General features: G+C 73.8%; 12 protein-coding genes and 1 pseudogene. 6 read left to right on the top strand and 7 right to left on the bottom strand.

Annotation, left to right across the window (positions count from 1 at the left end; all coding sequences use genetic code 11):
- Positions 1-23: 23 nt before the first annotated feature.
- Both ABZ858_RS16295 and ABZ858_RS16290 read left to right on the top strand, forming a co-directional pair.
- Entirely contained in the window at positions 24-1,460 is a 1,437-nt protein-coding gene (locus tag ABZ858_RS16295; RefSeq protein ID WP_361377732.1) for an FtsW/RodA/SpoVE family cell cycle protein, read from the top strand.
- A gap of 31 nt (positions 1,461-1,491) precedes the next feature.
- Complete coding sequence (locus ABZ858_RS16290; RefSeq protein ID WP_361377729.1) at positions 1,492-2,961, top strand: penicillin-binding transpeptidase domain-containing protein; 1,470 nt, start codon at positions 1,492-1,494, stop codon at positions 2,959-2,961.
- 48 nt (positions 2,962-3,009) lie between these two features.
- Here the strand turns inward: ABZ858_RS16290 and ABZ858_RS16285 are convergent, their stop codons facing one another.
- Positions 3,010-3,618, bottom strand: a complete 609-nt coding sequence (locus tag ABZ858_RS16285) for a Uma2 family endonuclease (protein WP_361377726.1) — start codon at positions 3,616-3,618, stop codon at positions 3,010-3,012.
- A 120-nt stretch (positions 3,619-3,738) separates the two neighbouring features.
- A pseudogene (locus ABZ858_RS16280) lies at positions 3,739-4,392 on the bottom strand (aminobenzoate oxygenase); the annotation flags it as partial.
- 157 nt (positions 4,393-4,549) lie between these two features.
- On the opposite strand from ABZ858_RS16280, the gene ABZ858_RS16275 reads away from it, so the two are divergent.
- The 4 genes from ABZ858_RS16275 to ABZ858_RS16260 all read left to right on the top strand — a co-directional run bounded on the left by ABZ858_RS16275 (position 4,550) and on the right by ABZ858_RS16260 (position 7,936).
- The gene (locus ABZ858_RS16275; RefSeq protein WP_361377723.1) at positions 4,550-5,488 is read left to right on the top strand and encodes a diiron oxygenase; all 939 of its coding nucleotides are present in this window, start codon (positions 4,550-4,552) and stop codon (positions 5,486-5,488) included.
- A gap of 239 nt (positions 5,489-5,727) precedes the next feature.
- Positions 5,728-6,384: a helix-turn-helix domain-containing protein gene (locus tag ABZ858_RS16270; RefSeq protein WP_361377720.1), complete on the top strand. Its 657-nt coding sequence runs from the start codon at positions 5,728-5,730 to the stop codon at positions 6,382-6,384.
- The gene (locus tag ABZ858_RS16265; RefSeq protein WP_361377717.1) at positions 6,377-6,703 is read left to right on the top strand and encodes a hypothetical protein; all 327 of its coding nucleotides are present in this window, start codon (positions 6,377-6,379) and stop codon (positions 6,701-6,703) included. Before ABZ858_RS16270 ends, ABZ858_RS16265 begins: the two co-directional genes overlap by 8 nt.
- Positions 6,704-6,817: 114 nt before the next feature.
- Positions 6,818-7,936, top strand: a complete 1,119-nt coding sequence (locus ABZ858_RS16260; protein ID WP_361377714.1) for a C40 family peptidase — start codon at positions 6,818-6,820, stop codon at positions 7,934-7,936.
- A 57-nt stretch (positions 7,937-7,993) separates the two neighbouring features.
- Here the strand turns inward: ABZ858_RS16260 and ABZ858_RS16255 are convergent, their stop codons facing one another.
- From ABZ858_RS16255 to ABZ858_RS16235, 5 genes are read right to left on the bottom strand one after another with little or no spacing between them, the layout of a single operon-like run.
- Positions 7,994-9,256: a styrene monooxygenase/indole monooxygenase family protein gene (locus ABZ858_RS16255; protein ID WP_361377711.1), complete on the bottom strand. Its 1,263-nt coding sequence runs from the start codon at positions 9,254-9,256 to the stop codon at positions 7,994-7,996.
- A gap of 41 nt (positions 9,257-9,297) precedes the next feature.
- Positions 9,298-9,984, bottom strand: coding sequence for an ATP/GTP-binding protein (locus ABZ858_RS16250; protein ID WP_361377708.1), 687 nt, complete (start codon positions 9,982-9,984; stop codon positions 9,298-9,300).
- Complete coding sequence (locus tag ABZ858_RS16245) at positions 9,965-10,411, bottom strand: DUF742 domain-containing protein (RefSeq protein ID WP_361377705.1); 447 nt, start codon at positions 10,409-10,411, stop codon at positions 9,965-9,967. The genes ABZ858_RS16250 and ABZ858_RS16245 overlap by 20 nt, the downstream gene beginning before the upstream one ends.
- Positions 10,408-10,914, bottom strand: a complete 507-nt coding sequence (locus ABZ858_RS16240) for a roadblock/LC7 domain-containing protein (RefSeq protein ID WP_361377702.1) — start codon at positions 10,912-10,914, stop codon at positions 10,408-10,410. Before ABZ858_RS16240 ends, ABZ858_RS16245 begins: the two co-directional genes overlap by 4 nt.
- Complete coding sequence (locus tag ABZ858_RS16235; protein WP_361377699.1) at positions 10,911-14,315, bottom strand: nitrate- and nitrite sensing domain-containing protein; 3,405 nt, start codon at positions 14,313-14,315, stop codon at positions 10,911-10,913. The genes ABZ858_RS16240 and ABZ858_RS16235 overlap by 4 nt, the downstream gene beginning before the upstream one ends.
- Positions 14,316-14,485: the final 170 nt, after the last annotated feature.

Raw genomic sequence — 14,485 nt, 5'->3', positions numbered from 1 at the left:
CCGCTTTTAGGTAGATTCCCGACATGACCAAGGCCGGAACCACCGGAGCCGCCGGAGCCGCCGGAGCCGCCGGGGCGACTGGAGCCACCGGATCTGCCGGGGCCGCCGGGACCGTCACGGCGGCGACGAGCCCGGCCACGCCCGGCGCCGCCCGTCTCCCCCGGCGCCGCGGCGTCGAGCTGGCCCTCATCGTCCTTGCCGTCCTGCTGTCCGTGTACGGCTACTGCGCCGTCGGGCTGGCCAAGCACGGCAGCGTCCCGCCCGGCGCCGCCGGCTACGGCGCCGGGCTCGGCGTGCTCGCGCTGCTCGCGCACGGCGCGGTGCGCCTGCGGGCGCCCTACGCCGACCCGCTGCTGCTGCCCATCGGCGTGCTGCTGAACGGGCTCGGCCTGGTGCTCATCTACCGGCTGGACCTGGAGACGCCCGACGACCAGGCCGCCCCCGCCCAGCTGGTGTGGTCCACCCTCGGCGTGGGCCTGTTCATCCTGACCGTCCTGGTGCTGCGCGACCACCGCTGGCTCCAGCACTACTCCTACCTCTGGGGCGCCGCCGCGCTCGCGCTGCTCGCCCTGCCGATCTGCTTCCCGGCCGTGAACGGCGCCCGCATCTGGATCCGGCTCGGCGGGTTCTCCTTCCAGCCCGGCGAGTTCGCGAAGGTGCTGCTCGCGGTGTTCTTCGCCGCGTACCTGGCGGCCAACCGCAGCGCGCTGGCGTACACCGGCCGCCGGATGTGGCGCCTCCAGCTGCCCACCGGGCGGGTGCTGGGACCGGTGGTCGCCATCTGGCTGGTGAGCGTGGGCGTGCTGGTCCTGGAGCGGGACCTCGGGACCTCGCTGCTGTTCTTCGGCCTGTTCGTCGTGATGCTGTACGTCGCCACCGGCCGTACCGGCTGGCTCGCGGTCGGGCTGCTGCTCGCCGCGGCCGGGGCGCTGGCCGTCGGCCGGCTGGAACCGCACGTGCACAGCCGGATCCAGGAGTGGCTGCACCCGTTCGCGTCCATCGCGGCCGGGCAGGGGCCGGGGCAGGTGGCGCAGTCGCTGTTCTCGTTCGCGGCCGGCGGGCTGCTGGGCAGCGGGCTGGGCCGCGGCCACTCGATCCTGGTCGGCTTCGCGGCCAAGTCGGACTTCATCCTGGCCACCGCCGGGGAGGAACTGGGACTGGCCGGCCTGTCCGCCGTCTTCCTGCTGTACGCCCTGCTCGTCGAGCGCGGCTACCGGGCGGGCCTGGCCCTGCGCGACCCCTTCGGGCGGCTGCTCGCGGTGGGGCTCGCCTCGATCGTGGCGCTCCAGGTGTTCGTGATCGCGGGCGGGGTGACCGGGCTGATCCCGCTGACCGGCATGGCGATGCCGTTCCTGGCGCAGGGCGGCTCCTCGGTCGTCACCAACTGGGCGATCGTGGCGCTGCTGATCCGGGTGAGCCATGTGGCGCGCCGGCAGTACGACGGGACGGCGGCCCCGTGAGCGGCCGGCCCGCCGGCGGGGAGGCGGCCCGGTGACCCCGTACATCCGGCACGCCGCCGCCTTCTGCGTGCTGCTGCTGGTGGCCCTCCTGGTGAACACGGCCTGGCTCCAGGTGCTCCAGGGCCCCTCCTTCGGCGGCAGCCCCGCCAACCGCCGCCCGGTCATCGCCCGTTACGAGAAGCCGCGCGGCGAGATCGTGGTCGGCGGCCGTCCGGTGACCGGGTCCCGGGACACCGGTGAGCAGCTGCGCTACGAACGCACGTACGTGAGCGGCCCGTTGTACGCGCCGGTCACCGGGTTCGCCTCGCAGCGCTACGGGACGACGTTCCTGGAGCACAGCGAGGACCGGGTGCTTTCGGGGACCGATCCGCTGCTGGCGGGGTTCCCGCTGTGGAACGACTTCACGCGCTCGCGCGGCGCGGGCGGTGACGTGGTGACGACCCTGAACGCGGCGGCGCAGCGGGCGGCGTTCGACGGGCTGGGCGCGCGCAAGGGCGCGGTGGCGGCGATCGAGCCGGCCACGGGCCGGATCCTGGCACTGGTGTCCACGCCGTCGTACGACCCGGCGGAGCTGTCCGGCAACGGGCCCGCGGTGGCGGCGGCCTGGGCGCGGCTGAACGACGATCCGGAGCAGCCGATGCTCAACCGGGCGGTGCGCCAGACGTATCCGCCGGGTTCGACGTTCAAGGTGGTCACCGCGGCGGCGGCGCTGGACTCCGGGCTGGTGACGGACCTGGACGCGCCGACCGGCTCGCCGGACCCCTACCAGTTGCCCGGCAGCACCACGCGGCTGGTCAACGAGGCCGAGGACTGCGAGAACGCCACGCTGCGGTTCGCCTTCGAGTGGTCGTGCAACACCGTGTTCGCCAAGCTCGGCGTGGACGTGGGCGCGCCCGCGATGCGCGAGGCGGCGCAGGGGTTCGGCTTCGACGACACGAACCTGCGGATTCCGTTCGCGGTCGCGCCCAGCACGTTCGGCGGCCCCGCGGACCGGGCGCAGCTCGCGCTGTCCTCGATCGGCCAGTTCAACACCCGGGCCACGCCGCTGCAAATGGCGATGGTGGCGGCGGCGGTCACCGACGACGGGCAGGTGCGGGCGCCCTACCTCGTGGAGCGGACCGTGCGCCGCGGCGGCGGCACGGTGTCGGCGGCCGGTTCCCGGCCGGTGCGGCAGGTGATGCGGGCGACGACGGCGGAGCGGCTGCGGGAGCTGATGTACGACGTGGTCGCCGACGGCACCGGCCGCAACGCGGCGATCCCGGGCGCGGTCGTCGGCGGCAAGACCGGCACCGCCCAGCACGGCGTGGGCAACTCCGGTACGCCCTACGCCTGGTTCGTCTCCTGGGCCCAGGCCCACGACGACCTGGTCCCCCGGGTGGCGGTCGCGGTGGTGGTGGAGGACGCGTCGGCCCGCCGCGGCGACATCAGCGGCGGCGGAACGGCGGCACCGATCGCGAAGGCGGTGATGGAGGCGGTGCTGCGGTCGCCGGTGACGGGGTGAGGCGCGGGCCCGGTCCGGCGGGGCGCGCGTTCCCGGCGCACGCCCCGTTCACCGCGCCGGCGGACGGCGGTCGATCGCGGTGAGGTCGATGTCGACGAGGAAGGGGACGGCCAGCTTGAGCCGGTTGTGGAAGATGCCGGCCAGGCCGTACGACCGGGTCGCGGGATCGAGTTCGTAGACGTAGACGACGGGAAGGCCCTGGTTCTCCTCGACCCGCCAGTAGTGCGGGATGCCCGCTTGCGCGTACTTGCGCGGCTTCACCTCGCGGTCGCGGTCCTCCGATTCCTCGGAGACGACCTCGACGACGATCACGACGTCCTCCGGCCGGTACCAGGTCTGCTTCGGACCGGCGTCGGCGTCCGCCCGGAACACCAGCACGTCGGGCTCCGGGCGGTTGCGCTTGTTGAGCTTGATGGTCATCTCCCGGATGACGTCCAGCTCTTCCGGCGCCTGCCGCAGCAGCATGAGGTCCAGCAGCCGGATGGCACGCGAGTGGAAATTCGTCTGCGGCCTCACGAAGACAAGGCTCCCGTCGATCAACTCCGTGTGCGGAGGAAGATTGGGAAGCTCGTCGAGGTCGTCCGCCGTCCAGCCGCCCTCCGGCGGGCGGGGCCACTGGTAGTCGTCGTCCAGCCCGTAGTCGCGTGCGGCGCTCATGATCGCTCCCATGCGGCGGAGTCTGCCTGGCACACCCAGCGTACCGAGGCACATATGCCGACTCGCCCCGCGATCGGGTGATCACTCAGCGATACGTCGACCCTCCTCGATCGCCTCCCCGTCCTGCATGACGTAGGCGAGGATCTGCTTCGGCAGCGGCTTGTCCGTGGTGTCGCGGATCATGCCGAAGGCGGCCGGCGCCAGGCCCTCGATCAGCACCTGCATGCCGAGGTACGGCATGTCCCAGCGGCTGTGGCGCAGGGTGTCGCCCAGCGGGGACTGGAGGTTGTCGTTGATCGGGTACAGCATCCCGGTCTTCTCGTGCAGGAAGCGGCCGTAGATCTCGGCGTGCCGGGCCTCGTCCATGGTCTGGGTGGCCGAGTAGAACTTGGCGTCCAGGTCCGGCACGGACTCCACGATCCGCGCGGCGCACACCATCGCACCCTGCTCGCCGTGCAGGAACCGGCTGAACCGCCAGGACGCGAAGTGCCGCCGCAGCTCGCCCTTGTCCCGGTCGGTCATCTTCGCCCAGTACGGCGTCCCGTGGAGGACGATCGCCTCGTCGGGCGTGCCGAGCGGATCGTACGGATCGACCGCCAGGTCCCAGTCGATGCGTCCGGCCCCGTCCCACTGCTTGTCCTTGCCCTTCTGGTACAGGGCGAGCAGCCGGTCGCGGCCGTCGTCGTACTCCCAGCTGAAGCGGGCCGCGCCGGAGGCGGGCACCTGCCAGTGCGGCTCGCCGGGCTCCCTGGCGTACAGGTCGAAGGCCGGCATACCCCGCAGGCTCACACGCGGGCGCCGGGCCAACAAGTCCTGCCGCAGGGATTGACGCACTTGCTGACACGCAGTCTTATAAGAGGCGGGACGACCATCCGACGGCCGAGTGACCAGCCGAGCCGGCCACAATCCCGTACGACGAGGTGGGACAGCCATGACGACCGTGACGGAAGCCGACGCGCTCGCCGGACTGCGCGACGCGCTCGGCCTGCTCAAGGACCGGGAGCAGGTGGCCGAGCGGCTGCTCGACTCTTCCGCCAAGCACTCCTTCGACCCGGACAAGGAGCTGGACTGGGACGCGCCCTTCGAGGAGGGCAAGTGGTTCTGGCCGCCGGAGCTGGTGTCGCTGTACGGCACCCCGCTGTGGCGGCGGATGAGCGAGGAGCAGCGGATCCTGCTCTCCCAGCACGAGGCCGCCGCGCTGGCCTCGCTCGGCATCTGGTTCGAGCTGATCCTGATGCAGCTGCTGGTGCGGCACATCTACGACAAGTCGGCCACGAGCGCGCACGTGCGGTACGCGCTGACCGAGATCGAGGACGAGTGCCGGCACTCGAAGATGTTCGCCCGCCTGATCACCCGCGGCGGCACGCCCTGGTATCAGGTGAGCCCCGCCCACCGGCACCTCGGCCGGCTCTTCAAGACCGTCTCCACCACCCCCGGCTCCTTCACCGCGACCCTGCTCGGCGAGGAGGTGCTCGACTGGATGCAGCGGCTGACCTTCCCGGACGAGCGCATCCAGCCGCTGGTGCGCGGGGTCACGCGCATCCATGTCGTGGAGGAGGCGCGGCACGTGCGCTACGCCCGTGAGGAGCTGCGCCGGCAGATGGTGACGGCCCCGAAGTGGTCCCAGGAGTTCACCCGGGTCACCTCCGGCGAGTTCGCCCGCGTGTTCTCGGTGGCCTTCGTCAACCCCGAGGTCTACGCCAACGTGGGGCTGGACAAGCGCGAGGCCATGGCGCAGGTCAGGGCCAGCGGCCACCGGCGGGAGATCATGCAGACCGGCGCCAGGCGGCTCACCGACTTCCTGGACGACATCGGGGTGCTGCGGGGCGTGGGACGGCAACTGTGGCGGTCCTCCGGACTGCTGGCCTAGGGCCCCTCGTCCGGATCGGATCGGATCGGATCGGACCGGACCAGATGGTTCGGACCGGATCGGACCGGATGGTTCGGACCGGATCGGACCGGATGGTTCGGACCGGATCGGACCGGATGGTTCGGACCGGACCGGATCAGACCGGATCAGGCCGGATCAGTTCGGACCAGGCCGCCGGATCAGGTCGGGCGCGGCCGCCGGGCGGCGCCGCGGGGCGGGCTGCGATTACGCTGCCGGTCATGAGCCCTGCCGCCCCGACCCCCGCCTACCGCCGCCTCAGCGTCGAGGAACGGCGTGCGCAGCTGATGGAGGCGGCGCTGTCCCTCTTCGCGCACCGGGCGCCCGAGGAGGTCTCCCTCGACGACGTGGCGGAGGCCGCCGGGGTGTCCCGGCCGCTGGTGTACCGGTACTTCCCCGGCGGCAAGCAGCAGCTGTACGAGGTCGCCCTGCACTCCGCCGCCGACCAGCTGCGGCACTGCTTCGACGAGCCGCACGAGGGCCCGCTGCTGCCCCGCCTCGCCCGCGCCCTCGACCGCTACCTGGCCTTCGTCGACCAGCACGACACCGGGTTCAGCGCGCTGCTCCAGGGCGGCAGCGTGGTGGAGACCTCCCGGACCACCGCCATCGTGGACGGGGTGCGCCGGGCCGCCGCCGAGCACATCCTCAGCCACCTGGAGGTCACCGACCCCGGTCCGCGGCTGCGGATGACCGTGCGGATGTGGATCACGGCGGTGGAGGCCGCCTCGCTGATCTGGCTCGACGAGGACAAGCAGCCGCCGCTGGACGAGCTGCGGGACTGGCTGGTCGAGCAGTTCACGGCCGTGCTGACGGTGACCGGCGCCCGGGACGAGCAGACCGCCGCCCTGGTGCGGGTGCTCGCCTCGGCCGATGGCTGACACTGGTGGCGTGAAGAGCGAAGACACCCCGTTCGAGGGCGGCCCCATGGACGGCCGGGTGCTGCCCGTGCTGGTGGGCCCCACCGGCACCCCTCCCAAGACGTACCGCATCCCGGTCCCGGACGCGGCCGGCGGCCCGCCCACCGTGCTCGTCTACCGGCGGGTGCCGCGCGGCCACAGCAAGCGGCTCGGCCTGCCGAAGGGGTGGAAGTACGAGTTCGACCCCGAGGGCCGGCGCGGCGGGCGGCGGCGGTGGCCGTGGTCCCGGCCCGCACCCCCGGCGGACGCCGGACGCAAGCCGGGTGACACCGGCGGGTGACCGCGTTGCGCCGCACGGCGCACAACCGGCAGACAAATCGGTTCATACGCCGAAACCGCACGGTACGCAGATACGGGACGGACAGCCCGTCCCGTGCGTACCGGAGGTGATGGCGTGTCAGGACGCGTGCTGCGTCTGCTGTGCACGGCGGCGGTGGCGGCGCAGGCCGCCCTCGTACCGGCGGCCGCCACGGCCGTACCGCAGCCGCCGGCGGAACCCGGGAAGCCGTCCGTGGCCGCGCTGCTGACGAGCCTTCAGACGCTGTACCGGCAGGCCGAGCAGTCCGCCGGGACCTACGACGCCACCGCCGCGCAGCTGTCCCGGGCCCGCACCGAGTCCCAGCGGCTGGACGCCGCCCTGGCCCGGGCCCGGCTCGCCCTGCGCGACAGCCGGTCGGCGGCGGCCCGGCTCGCCCAGCAGGAGTACCAGGGCACCAGCGACTTCTCCCCCTACCTGCGGCTGCTGCTGGCCCGCGACCCGCAGCACGCGCTGGAGGAGGGGCACGTCCTCGACCAGCTCGCCCGCCAGCGCGCCGATACGGTACGGCGGCTGGCCGGCGACGAGCGACAGGCGGCAGGGCTGGCCCGCGCGGCCCGCACCGCGCTCGGCACCCGGTTGGCCCTGGCCCGGCGCCGGCAGCAGGCCCGCGACGACGTGCGCGGCCGGCTGCACGACATCGAGAAACTGCTCGCCGGGCTCAGCACCCAGCAGCTGACCGCGCTCGCCACGTTCGAGCAGAGCGGGCTCACCCAGGCACAGACCCGGCTCCTGGCCTCCGGCGCGCTCGGCGAGGAGACACCCCCGACCCAGGAGGGCCAGACCGCCGTGCGCTACGCGGTCCAGCAGCTGGGCAAGCCGTACCAGTGGGGCGCGACCGGACCGGCGGCGTACGACTGCTCGGGGCTGACCTCGCGGGCCTGGGGGCGGGCCGGGACGCCCATCCCGCGCACCAGCCAGGAGCAGTGGGCCCGGCTGCGGCGCGTCCCGCTGAACGAGCTGCGGCCGGGCGATCTGGTGATCTACTTCCCCCAGGCCACCCATGTGGCCCTCTACCTCGGCGGCGGCATGGTGGTGCAGGCGCCGCGCCCCGGCGCCAGGGTGAAGGTGTCGCCGGTGGCCGCCAACCCGGTGCTGGGCGCCGTCCGGCCCGACCCGGCCGGGCAGCCCCTGCCGCGCTATGTGCCGCCGAAGCTCCCCGCGGGCGCGGCGGTCGGACCGGACACGGCCCTTTAGGGCCTGGGGCCTGGGGTCTGGATCCGGGGCCTGGGGCCTGGGGCCTGCTCGCTCGGACTACGCGGCGGAGCCGGTGGCGACCTCGGTCAGGTACGCCTCGGTCTTCGCCGGCTCGTAGAAGAAGTTCTCTAGGTCGGCGGGGTCGTCGAAGGCGTTGGCGAAGCGGTCGGCGACCGGCGGGAGCTGCCCGGCCGCGCCGAGCAGGTTCAGGATGTGCTCCGGCGGCGGGGCGAGCATGGCGTTCGTCCACTTGGTGACGTGCCGGGCGGTGTTCCAGTAGCGGTCGAAGGCCGAGCGCATCCACTCCTCGTCGAACGGCTTGTCACCGTGTTCGAGGATCGCGGCGAGGTAGGCGGCGGCGCACTTGGACGCCGAGTTGGAGCCCTGGCCGGTGATCGGGTCGTTGGCGACGACGACGTCCGCGACGCCCAGCACCAGACCGCCGCCGGGCAGCCGGCCGACCGGCTTGCGCACGGTCGGGGCGTAGCGGCCGGCCAGTGTGCCGCCGGCGTCCGTCAGCTCCACGCCGGTGGCCCGCTCGTACTCCCACGGCGTGAACGTCCGCATCAGGTCCAGCGTCAGCGCCAGATGCCGGCCCGGGTCCTTGACGCCCTGGAAGGCGTCGAGCGGGCCGCCGGGTATGCCCTCCCAGAACAGGATGTCGGCGCGGCCGGAGAGGGTGTGCGTCGGCATGACGAACAGCTCGCCGACGCCGGGCACGATGTTGCAGCGGACCGCGTCGAACTCGGGGTGCTCGGGGCGCGGGCCCAGCCCGTGCACGTACGCCACCGCCAGCGCCCGCTGCGGCTCGCTGTACGGGGAGCGCTCGGCGTCCCGCTCGAACATCGACACCAGCTCGCCCTTGCCGGCCGCGACCAGGACGAGGTCGTAGGCGCGGGAGAAGTAGTCGAGGTCTCCCACGGCGGCGCCGTGGATGACCAGCTGGCCGCCGCGCTGCGCGAAGGTCTCCATCCAGCCGGCCATCTTCACCCGCTGGTCGACGGACTGCGCGTACCCGTCGAGCCGGCCCACCCAGTCGACGGCGCGCTGCGAGGGGCCCGGGTCGAAGGAGCCGGGCGCGGCGACCGAGACGCCGAGGCCCTCGATCCGCGGGGCCTGCGACTCCCAGAAGCCGAGCTGGAGGTCCCGCTCGTGCTGGAGGGCGGTGTGGAACATGCACTGCGTCGACATGACCCGGCCGGCGCGGATCTCGTCCGCGGTCCGGTTGGACATGAGGGTGACCTCGTACCCGTGCGACTGGAGGCCGAGGGCGAGCTGGAGACCGGACTGGCCGGCCCCCACGACGAGTATCTTGCGCATGGCGGGTGGTGCCTCCTACGACTTCTGGACTGCTCGAAGGATCATTCGGGGGTCTCTTCGAGCGCGTGGGCCACGAGGGCCAGCAGGGTCTCGATCACCGAGATCCGGCGCCGCGCGTCCATGATCATGACAGGTATGTGCGCGGGGACCGTGAGGGCCTCCCGGACGTCCTCCGGCTCGAACAGCTCGCTGCCGTCGAAGTGGTTGACCGCGACGACGTACGGCAGCCCGCAGCTCTCGAAGTAGTCGAGGGCCGGGAAGCAGTCCTTGAGGCGGCGGGTGTCGGCCAGCACGACGGCGCCGATCGCGCCGCGCACCAGGTCGTCCCACATGAACCAGAACCGCTGCTGGCCCGGCGTGCCGAACAGGTACAGCACGAGGTCGTCGTCGAGCGTGATCCGGCCGAAGTCCATGGCCACGGTCGTGGTCAGCTTCTGCGGTGTGGCGCTCAGATCGTCGGTCGGCGCGCTCGCCTCGGTCATCAGCGCCTCGGTCTGCAGCGGCGTGATCTCCGAGACGGTGGTGACCAGCGTGGTCTTGCCCACGCCGAACCCCCCGGCCACCACGATCTTCGTGGCGATCGGGGCGCGGGTGCGGTCCGTCTGCCAGGGCCGCAGGGTCTCGTCGGTTTCGTCGACGGTTCCGGCGGCGGTCCCGTCGAGGGGGGAGACACCGGCAGCGAAGGCGGCGGCGTCGGAGACGGCGGAATCAGAGACGGCGGAGTCCACTCAGCACCCTTTCCAGCAGAGCGCGGTCCGGGCGGCCGGTGCCGTGACCGGTTCCGGTGCCGTACACACGGATCTTTCCCTGGTCCGCGAGGTCGCTCAGGAGGACGCGGACCACACCGAGCGGCATCTTCAGCAGCGCGGCGATCTCGGCCACCGTACGCATCCGGCGGCACAGTTCGACGATGGCCCGCAGCTCCGGCATGACCCGGACGGCCAGCGGCGCGCTCGTCAGCTCCTTGCGCTCCTCGGCGGCCTCCAGCGCGGCGGTGCTCGCCACGAACGTCTCCACCAGCAGGACGTGGCCGAAGCGGGTGCGGCCGCCGGTGAGCGAGTACGGGCGGACCCGGGCGGGTTTGCGGACCCCGCCGCGCACCGGCAGCTGCTGCCGGGGCGCCTTGCCCGCCGGGCCGCTGGTCGCACTGCTCATCGGGCACTCCCCGCCGACTCGGACTCCAGGGACTTCCGCAGTTCGCTGCGGAGTTCGGGCGTCAGGACGTGCCCGGCGCGGCCGACGAAGAGCGCCATGTGGTACGCCACCACGCTCATGTCGCACTCCGCGGAGCCGTGCACGCCGAGCAGCGAGCCGTCGCTGATGGCCATCACGAACAGGCTGCCCTCCTCCATCGCGACCATCGTGTGCTTGACGGCACCGGAGTCCATCAGCCGGGCCGCGCCGACGGTGAGGCTGCCGATGCCGGAGACGACGGTGGCCAGGTCGGCGGCGGAGCCGCGGGGCCCGGACCGGGTCGGTGCCCGGCGGGTGCGCCGGGCCTCGTCGATCCGGTCCTGATCGGAGGAGAGGAGCAGCAGGCCGTCGGAGGAGACCACGGCGACGGATTCGATGCCGGGCACCTCCTCGACCAGATTGGTCAGCAGCCAGTGCAGGTTGCGGGCCTCGCTGCTCAGTCCGAAGGTGGTGGGCGCTGTCAACTGCTTGCCTCCTCGACTGTGCCCCCCGTGGGTTCCTCGGCCTGTGCGCGGGCGGCCGGGGCCGGCCGGTGGTGCTGGGCGGTCTGTTCCGCGATCTCCTGCTCCACGTCGCGGTAGCCCGCCTGGGCTCCGCGGCGGAAGCCGCCCAGTCGGCGGCGGAGTGCCTCGGCGTCCACGGAACCGGTGCGCTGGCGCGGGGCGTGGGCGGGGGTGGTGATCTTCGGGGTGCGCTTGGGCAGCCCCTTGGCGGTGAGCGGTTCTTCCGGAGCGCGGGCGTGCTCGGCCTGGTGGGCCACGGTGCGGGGGTGGTCGGCCAGGTCGGCCGCGGTACGGGTGTGGTCGGCCTGGTCGGCCTGGTCGGCCGTGGTACGGGCGTGGTCGGCCTGGTCGGCCGTGGTGCGAGCGTGGTCGGTCCCGGCCGGGTCCTCGGTGGGGGTCCGGTCGTCGTGCGGGTGGGTGGTGCGGGCGAGCGTGTCCTGCGGGTGGGTACCGCGGCCGGGCGTGTCCTCCGGGCGGGGGGCGCCGCCGGGGGCTTCGTCCGCGCGGTCACGGGTGCCGGCGGGGGTGGCCGCCGTGCTGGTCCAAGTGCCGCCGGGCGCGTGCTGGGCTCGGTCGCCGCCACCGGGTGCGTCCGGTGCGGGGTCCGCGAAGCCGGGGGTGTCCGCCGTACTGGTCCAAGTGCCGCCGGGCGCGTGCTGGGCTCGGTCGCCGCCACCGGGTGCGTCCGGTGCGGGGTCCGCGAAGCCGGGGGTGGCCGTCGTGCTGGTCCAGGTGCCGCCGGGCACGTGCTGGGCTCGGTCGCCGCCACCGGGTGCGTCCGGTGCGGGGTCCGCGGCGGGCGGTGCGTCCGCCGGGCGGGCCCCGGCGTCGGGCGTGGCCTCGGCGGGGGGTCGGCCGCCGGTGGCGCGTGCCGGCCGGCCGCTGTCGGCGCCGTCGTCGCCCGTGGGCGGCGTCGGCGGGACGGGCCCGGTGCCGGTGGTCCCGGAGGTGGGCCGGGACGGCGTCGTCGCCTCCGGGGCCGGGAAGGGCAGCAGCAGCTCCATCGTGGTCTCGGCCGGGGACTCCCGCGGGGTCGTCTCCACACCGGACGCGGCGGGCGCGGCCGGTGCGGCGGGCGCGGGGGCCTCCTCGGCCTCCTGGACCGCGCGCTCCGCCAGGGCCACCAGCGGGTCGGTGTCCTTGGTGCGGGCGGGCAGCACGTTGGAGTTGGCCTCGGCGTCCGCGCCCGGCAGGGAGAACGTCCCGGTGCCGCCGTGGGCCGGGCCCGCGACCGGGACGGCGGAGGCGGGGGCGGCGGCCAGCAGCGGCTGGGGCACGACGACGACCGCCGCGGTGCCGCCCTGCTTCTGCTCGCGCAGCTGCACGCGTACCCCGTGCCGGTGGGCGAGCCGGGCCACCACGTACAGGCCGAGCCCGAGACCGTCCTCGCCCCCGTCGCCGTCCTCGCCGTGGAGGGCGTCCGGGTCGGGTGCGGCGAGGCGGGCGTTGAGCCGGGGCAGCCGGTCGCCGGCCACGCCGATGCCCTCGTCCTGCACGGAGAGCATGATCTCGCCGTTCTCCAGCAGCCAGCCGGAGACCTCGACGGGACGGTCGGGCGGCGAGAACGAGGTGGCGTTCTCCATGAGTTCGGCCAGCAGGTGGGAGAGGTCGTCGGCGGCGAAGCCGGCCACGTGGGCGTGCGGCGGCAGCGCGGCGATGCGGACCCGCTCGTAGCGTTCGATCTCGCTGACCGCGGCCCGTACGACGTCGACCAGCGGGACCGGCCCGGCGTGCTGCTGGACGTGCTCGGTGCCGGCCAGCACGAGGAGGTTCTCGCTGTGCCGGCGCATCACCGTGGCGAAGTGGTCGAGCTTGAAGAGGGTGGCGAGGCGGTCGGGGTCCTGCTCGCGCTCCTCCAGGCCCTCGATGACGGCGAGCTGCCGTTCGACCAGGCCGAGGGTGCGCAGCGCCAGGCTGACGAAGGTGGAGCCGATGCCGCTGCGCAGCCGCTCCAGCTGGGCACCGGACTCGGCGAGTTCGGCGCGCAGTTCCTCGCGGGCGTCCGCCATCTTCTGCCGCTGGCCGACCAGGTGCTTGCGGTCGGTCTCCAGCGTGGCGATCCGCTCGGCGAGGGCGGCCGCCTGGGTGTGCAGGGTGTTGACGGAGCGGACGACCTGGGCGTACTCGTCGTCGCGGCCGGTGAAGCGGATGGGTTCCTCGGCGGCCGGGTCCGCGGCGCCGGCCAGCCGGGCCGAGCCCAGGCGCAGCACGGCGAGCGGACGGGTGAGGGTGCGGGCCAGGGCGGTGGCGATGCCGATGGCGACCAGCAGCAGGGCGCCGAGCAGGGCGACGCGCAGCTCCAGCGCGGTGACGTCGTCGTCGCGGAGCTTCGCGAGGCCCTTGGTGCGGTGGTCGTAGAGGGAGGACTCCGCGCCGCGCATGAGGTCGATGCGGGCCGACAGGGCGGCGTCGAGCTTGGCGGCGCTGGTGGACAGGTCGGAGTCGGACAGCTCCGGCTGGTCGGTGAGCTTCTTCAGGTAGTTCTCGGCGGTGTCCGACTCGGAGCCGGTGACGGTGGAGTCGTAGGAGTCGCGGGCCGTCTCGGGCGCGGTCTCGCGGAACGCGGCGAGGGCGGCGTCGGAGCGGACCCGGGCGAGCTGGGCGGCGGCGCTGAGCGTGTCGCGCTGCGCGGCGCCGGACTTCGAGAAGGTGGCCCGTTGCTCGGTCAGGCCGGTGACCGGGTTGTAGACGGTCTCGGTGGAGTGCGGCACGTTCAGGGCGGCGAGCAGCAGTCCGCGGGCGGCGGCGGACTGCTGGACTGCGGTGTCCAGCTCGGCCAGGGCGTGCGCCCCGGAGCCGGCGCGCGCCGGCATCTCGTCGGCCAGCTGCTCGGCGAGCCGGTGCAGTTCGGCGATGGTGGCGGAGTACGCCTGGTGGGCCTGGAGGGCGGTGCTCTGCCCGGTGAGCGCCGAGCGCCGCAGGGCGGCGATGGAGTCCAGGTCGGTGCGCAGCCAGGCCGGTGTGCCGGAGGCGGTGCGCAACTCCTCGACCTGGCGGTCCACGCGGGTACTGCGCTGCTCGGAGGGCGCCTTGGACCGGGGGCGGCCGGCCGCGACGTAGGAGGTGACCTCGTCGCGTTCGTCGGCCAGGGAGTGGGCCAGGGCCAGGGCGTCCTGGGTCTGCCCGGCGAGGGTGACCAGGTTCTGGGAGTCGCTCACCCGGCCGGAGGCGGCGATCACCGAGGGCGCGCCGGCGCCGGCCACGACGGCGGCCACGACGGCGACGGCGGCGATGAGGCGGTTGCGCACATGGGTGGGGCGGCCCTTGCCCACGGGGGCGGCGAGGGGGGCGCCGGACGTGGGCTCCGGTCCCTTCGCGGTGGCCGTCTGCCTGCCTGTGCGCCGAGGCCGCTTCTTCTGCACCGGTGCTCGCATTCCTGTACTCGTGTACTCATGGGCCCGGGTGGCGTTCCGTCAGCTGGTGCGACGGGTGCGCGCACCCTCCCCCGGGTCCCGCGCCGCGGTACCGGCGCGAGCAGGGGGGACCCGCATCGGTTTCCGACCCTCCCAGTGCCGGTGGGCAGTGGTCCCGC

It is taken from the genome of Streptomyces sp. NPDC047017, from assembly GCF_040644175.1.
GTDB lineage: Bacteria > Actinomycetota > Actinomycetes > Streptomycetales > Streptomycetaceae > Streptomyces.
Note: the sequence above shows the minus strand (reverse complement) of the source record. Positions and strands in the feature narration are given on the sequence as shown.

Coding starts and splice junctions, on each gene's coding strand:
- ABZ858_RS16265 (WP_361377717.1), top strand. CDS start 6,377: ATGGCTGACACTGGTGGCGTGAAGAGCGAAGACACCCCGTTCGAGGGC.
- ABZ858_RS16245 (WP_361377705.1), bottom strand. CDS start 10,411: ATGAGCAGTGCGACCAGCGGCCCGGCGGGCAAGGCGCCCCGGCAGCAG.
- ABZ858_RS16270 (WP_361377720.1), top strand. CDS start 5,728: ATGAGCCCTGCCGCCCCGACCCCCGCCTACCGCCGCCTCAGCGTCGAG.
- ABZ858_RS16295 (WP_361377732.1), top strand. CDS start 24: ATGACCAAGGCCGGAACCACCGGAGCCGCCGGAGCCGCCGGAGCCGCC.
- ABZ858_RS16285 (WP_361377726.1), bottom strand. CDS start 3,618: ATGAGCGCCGCACGCGACTACGGGCTGGACGACGACTACCAGTGGCCC.
- ABZ858_RS16255 (WP_361377711.1), bottom strand. CDS start 9,256: ATGCGCAAGATACTCGTCGTGGGGGCCGGCCAGTCCGGTCTCCAGCTC.
- ABZ858_RS16275 (WP_361377723.1), top strand. CDS start 4,550: ATGACGACCGTGACGGAAGCCGACGCGCTCGCCGGACTGCGCGACGCG.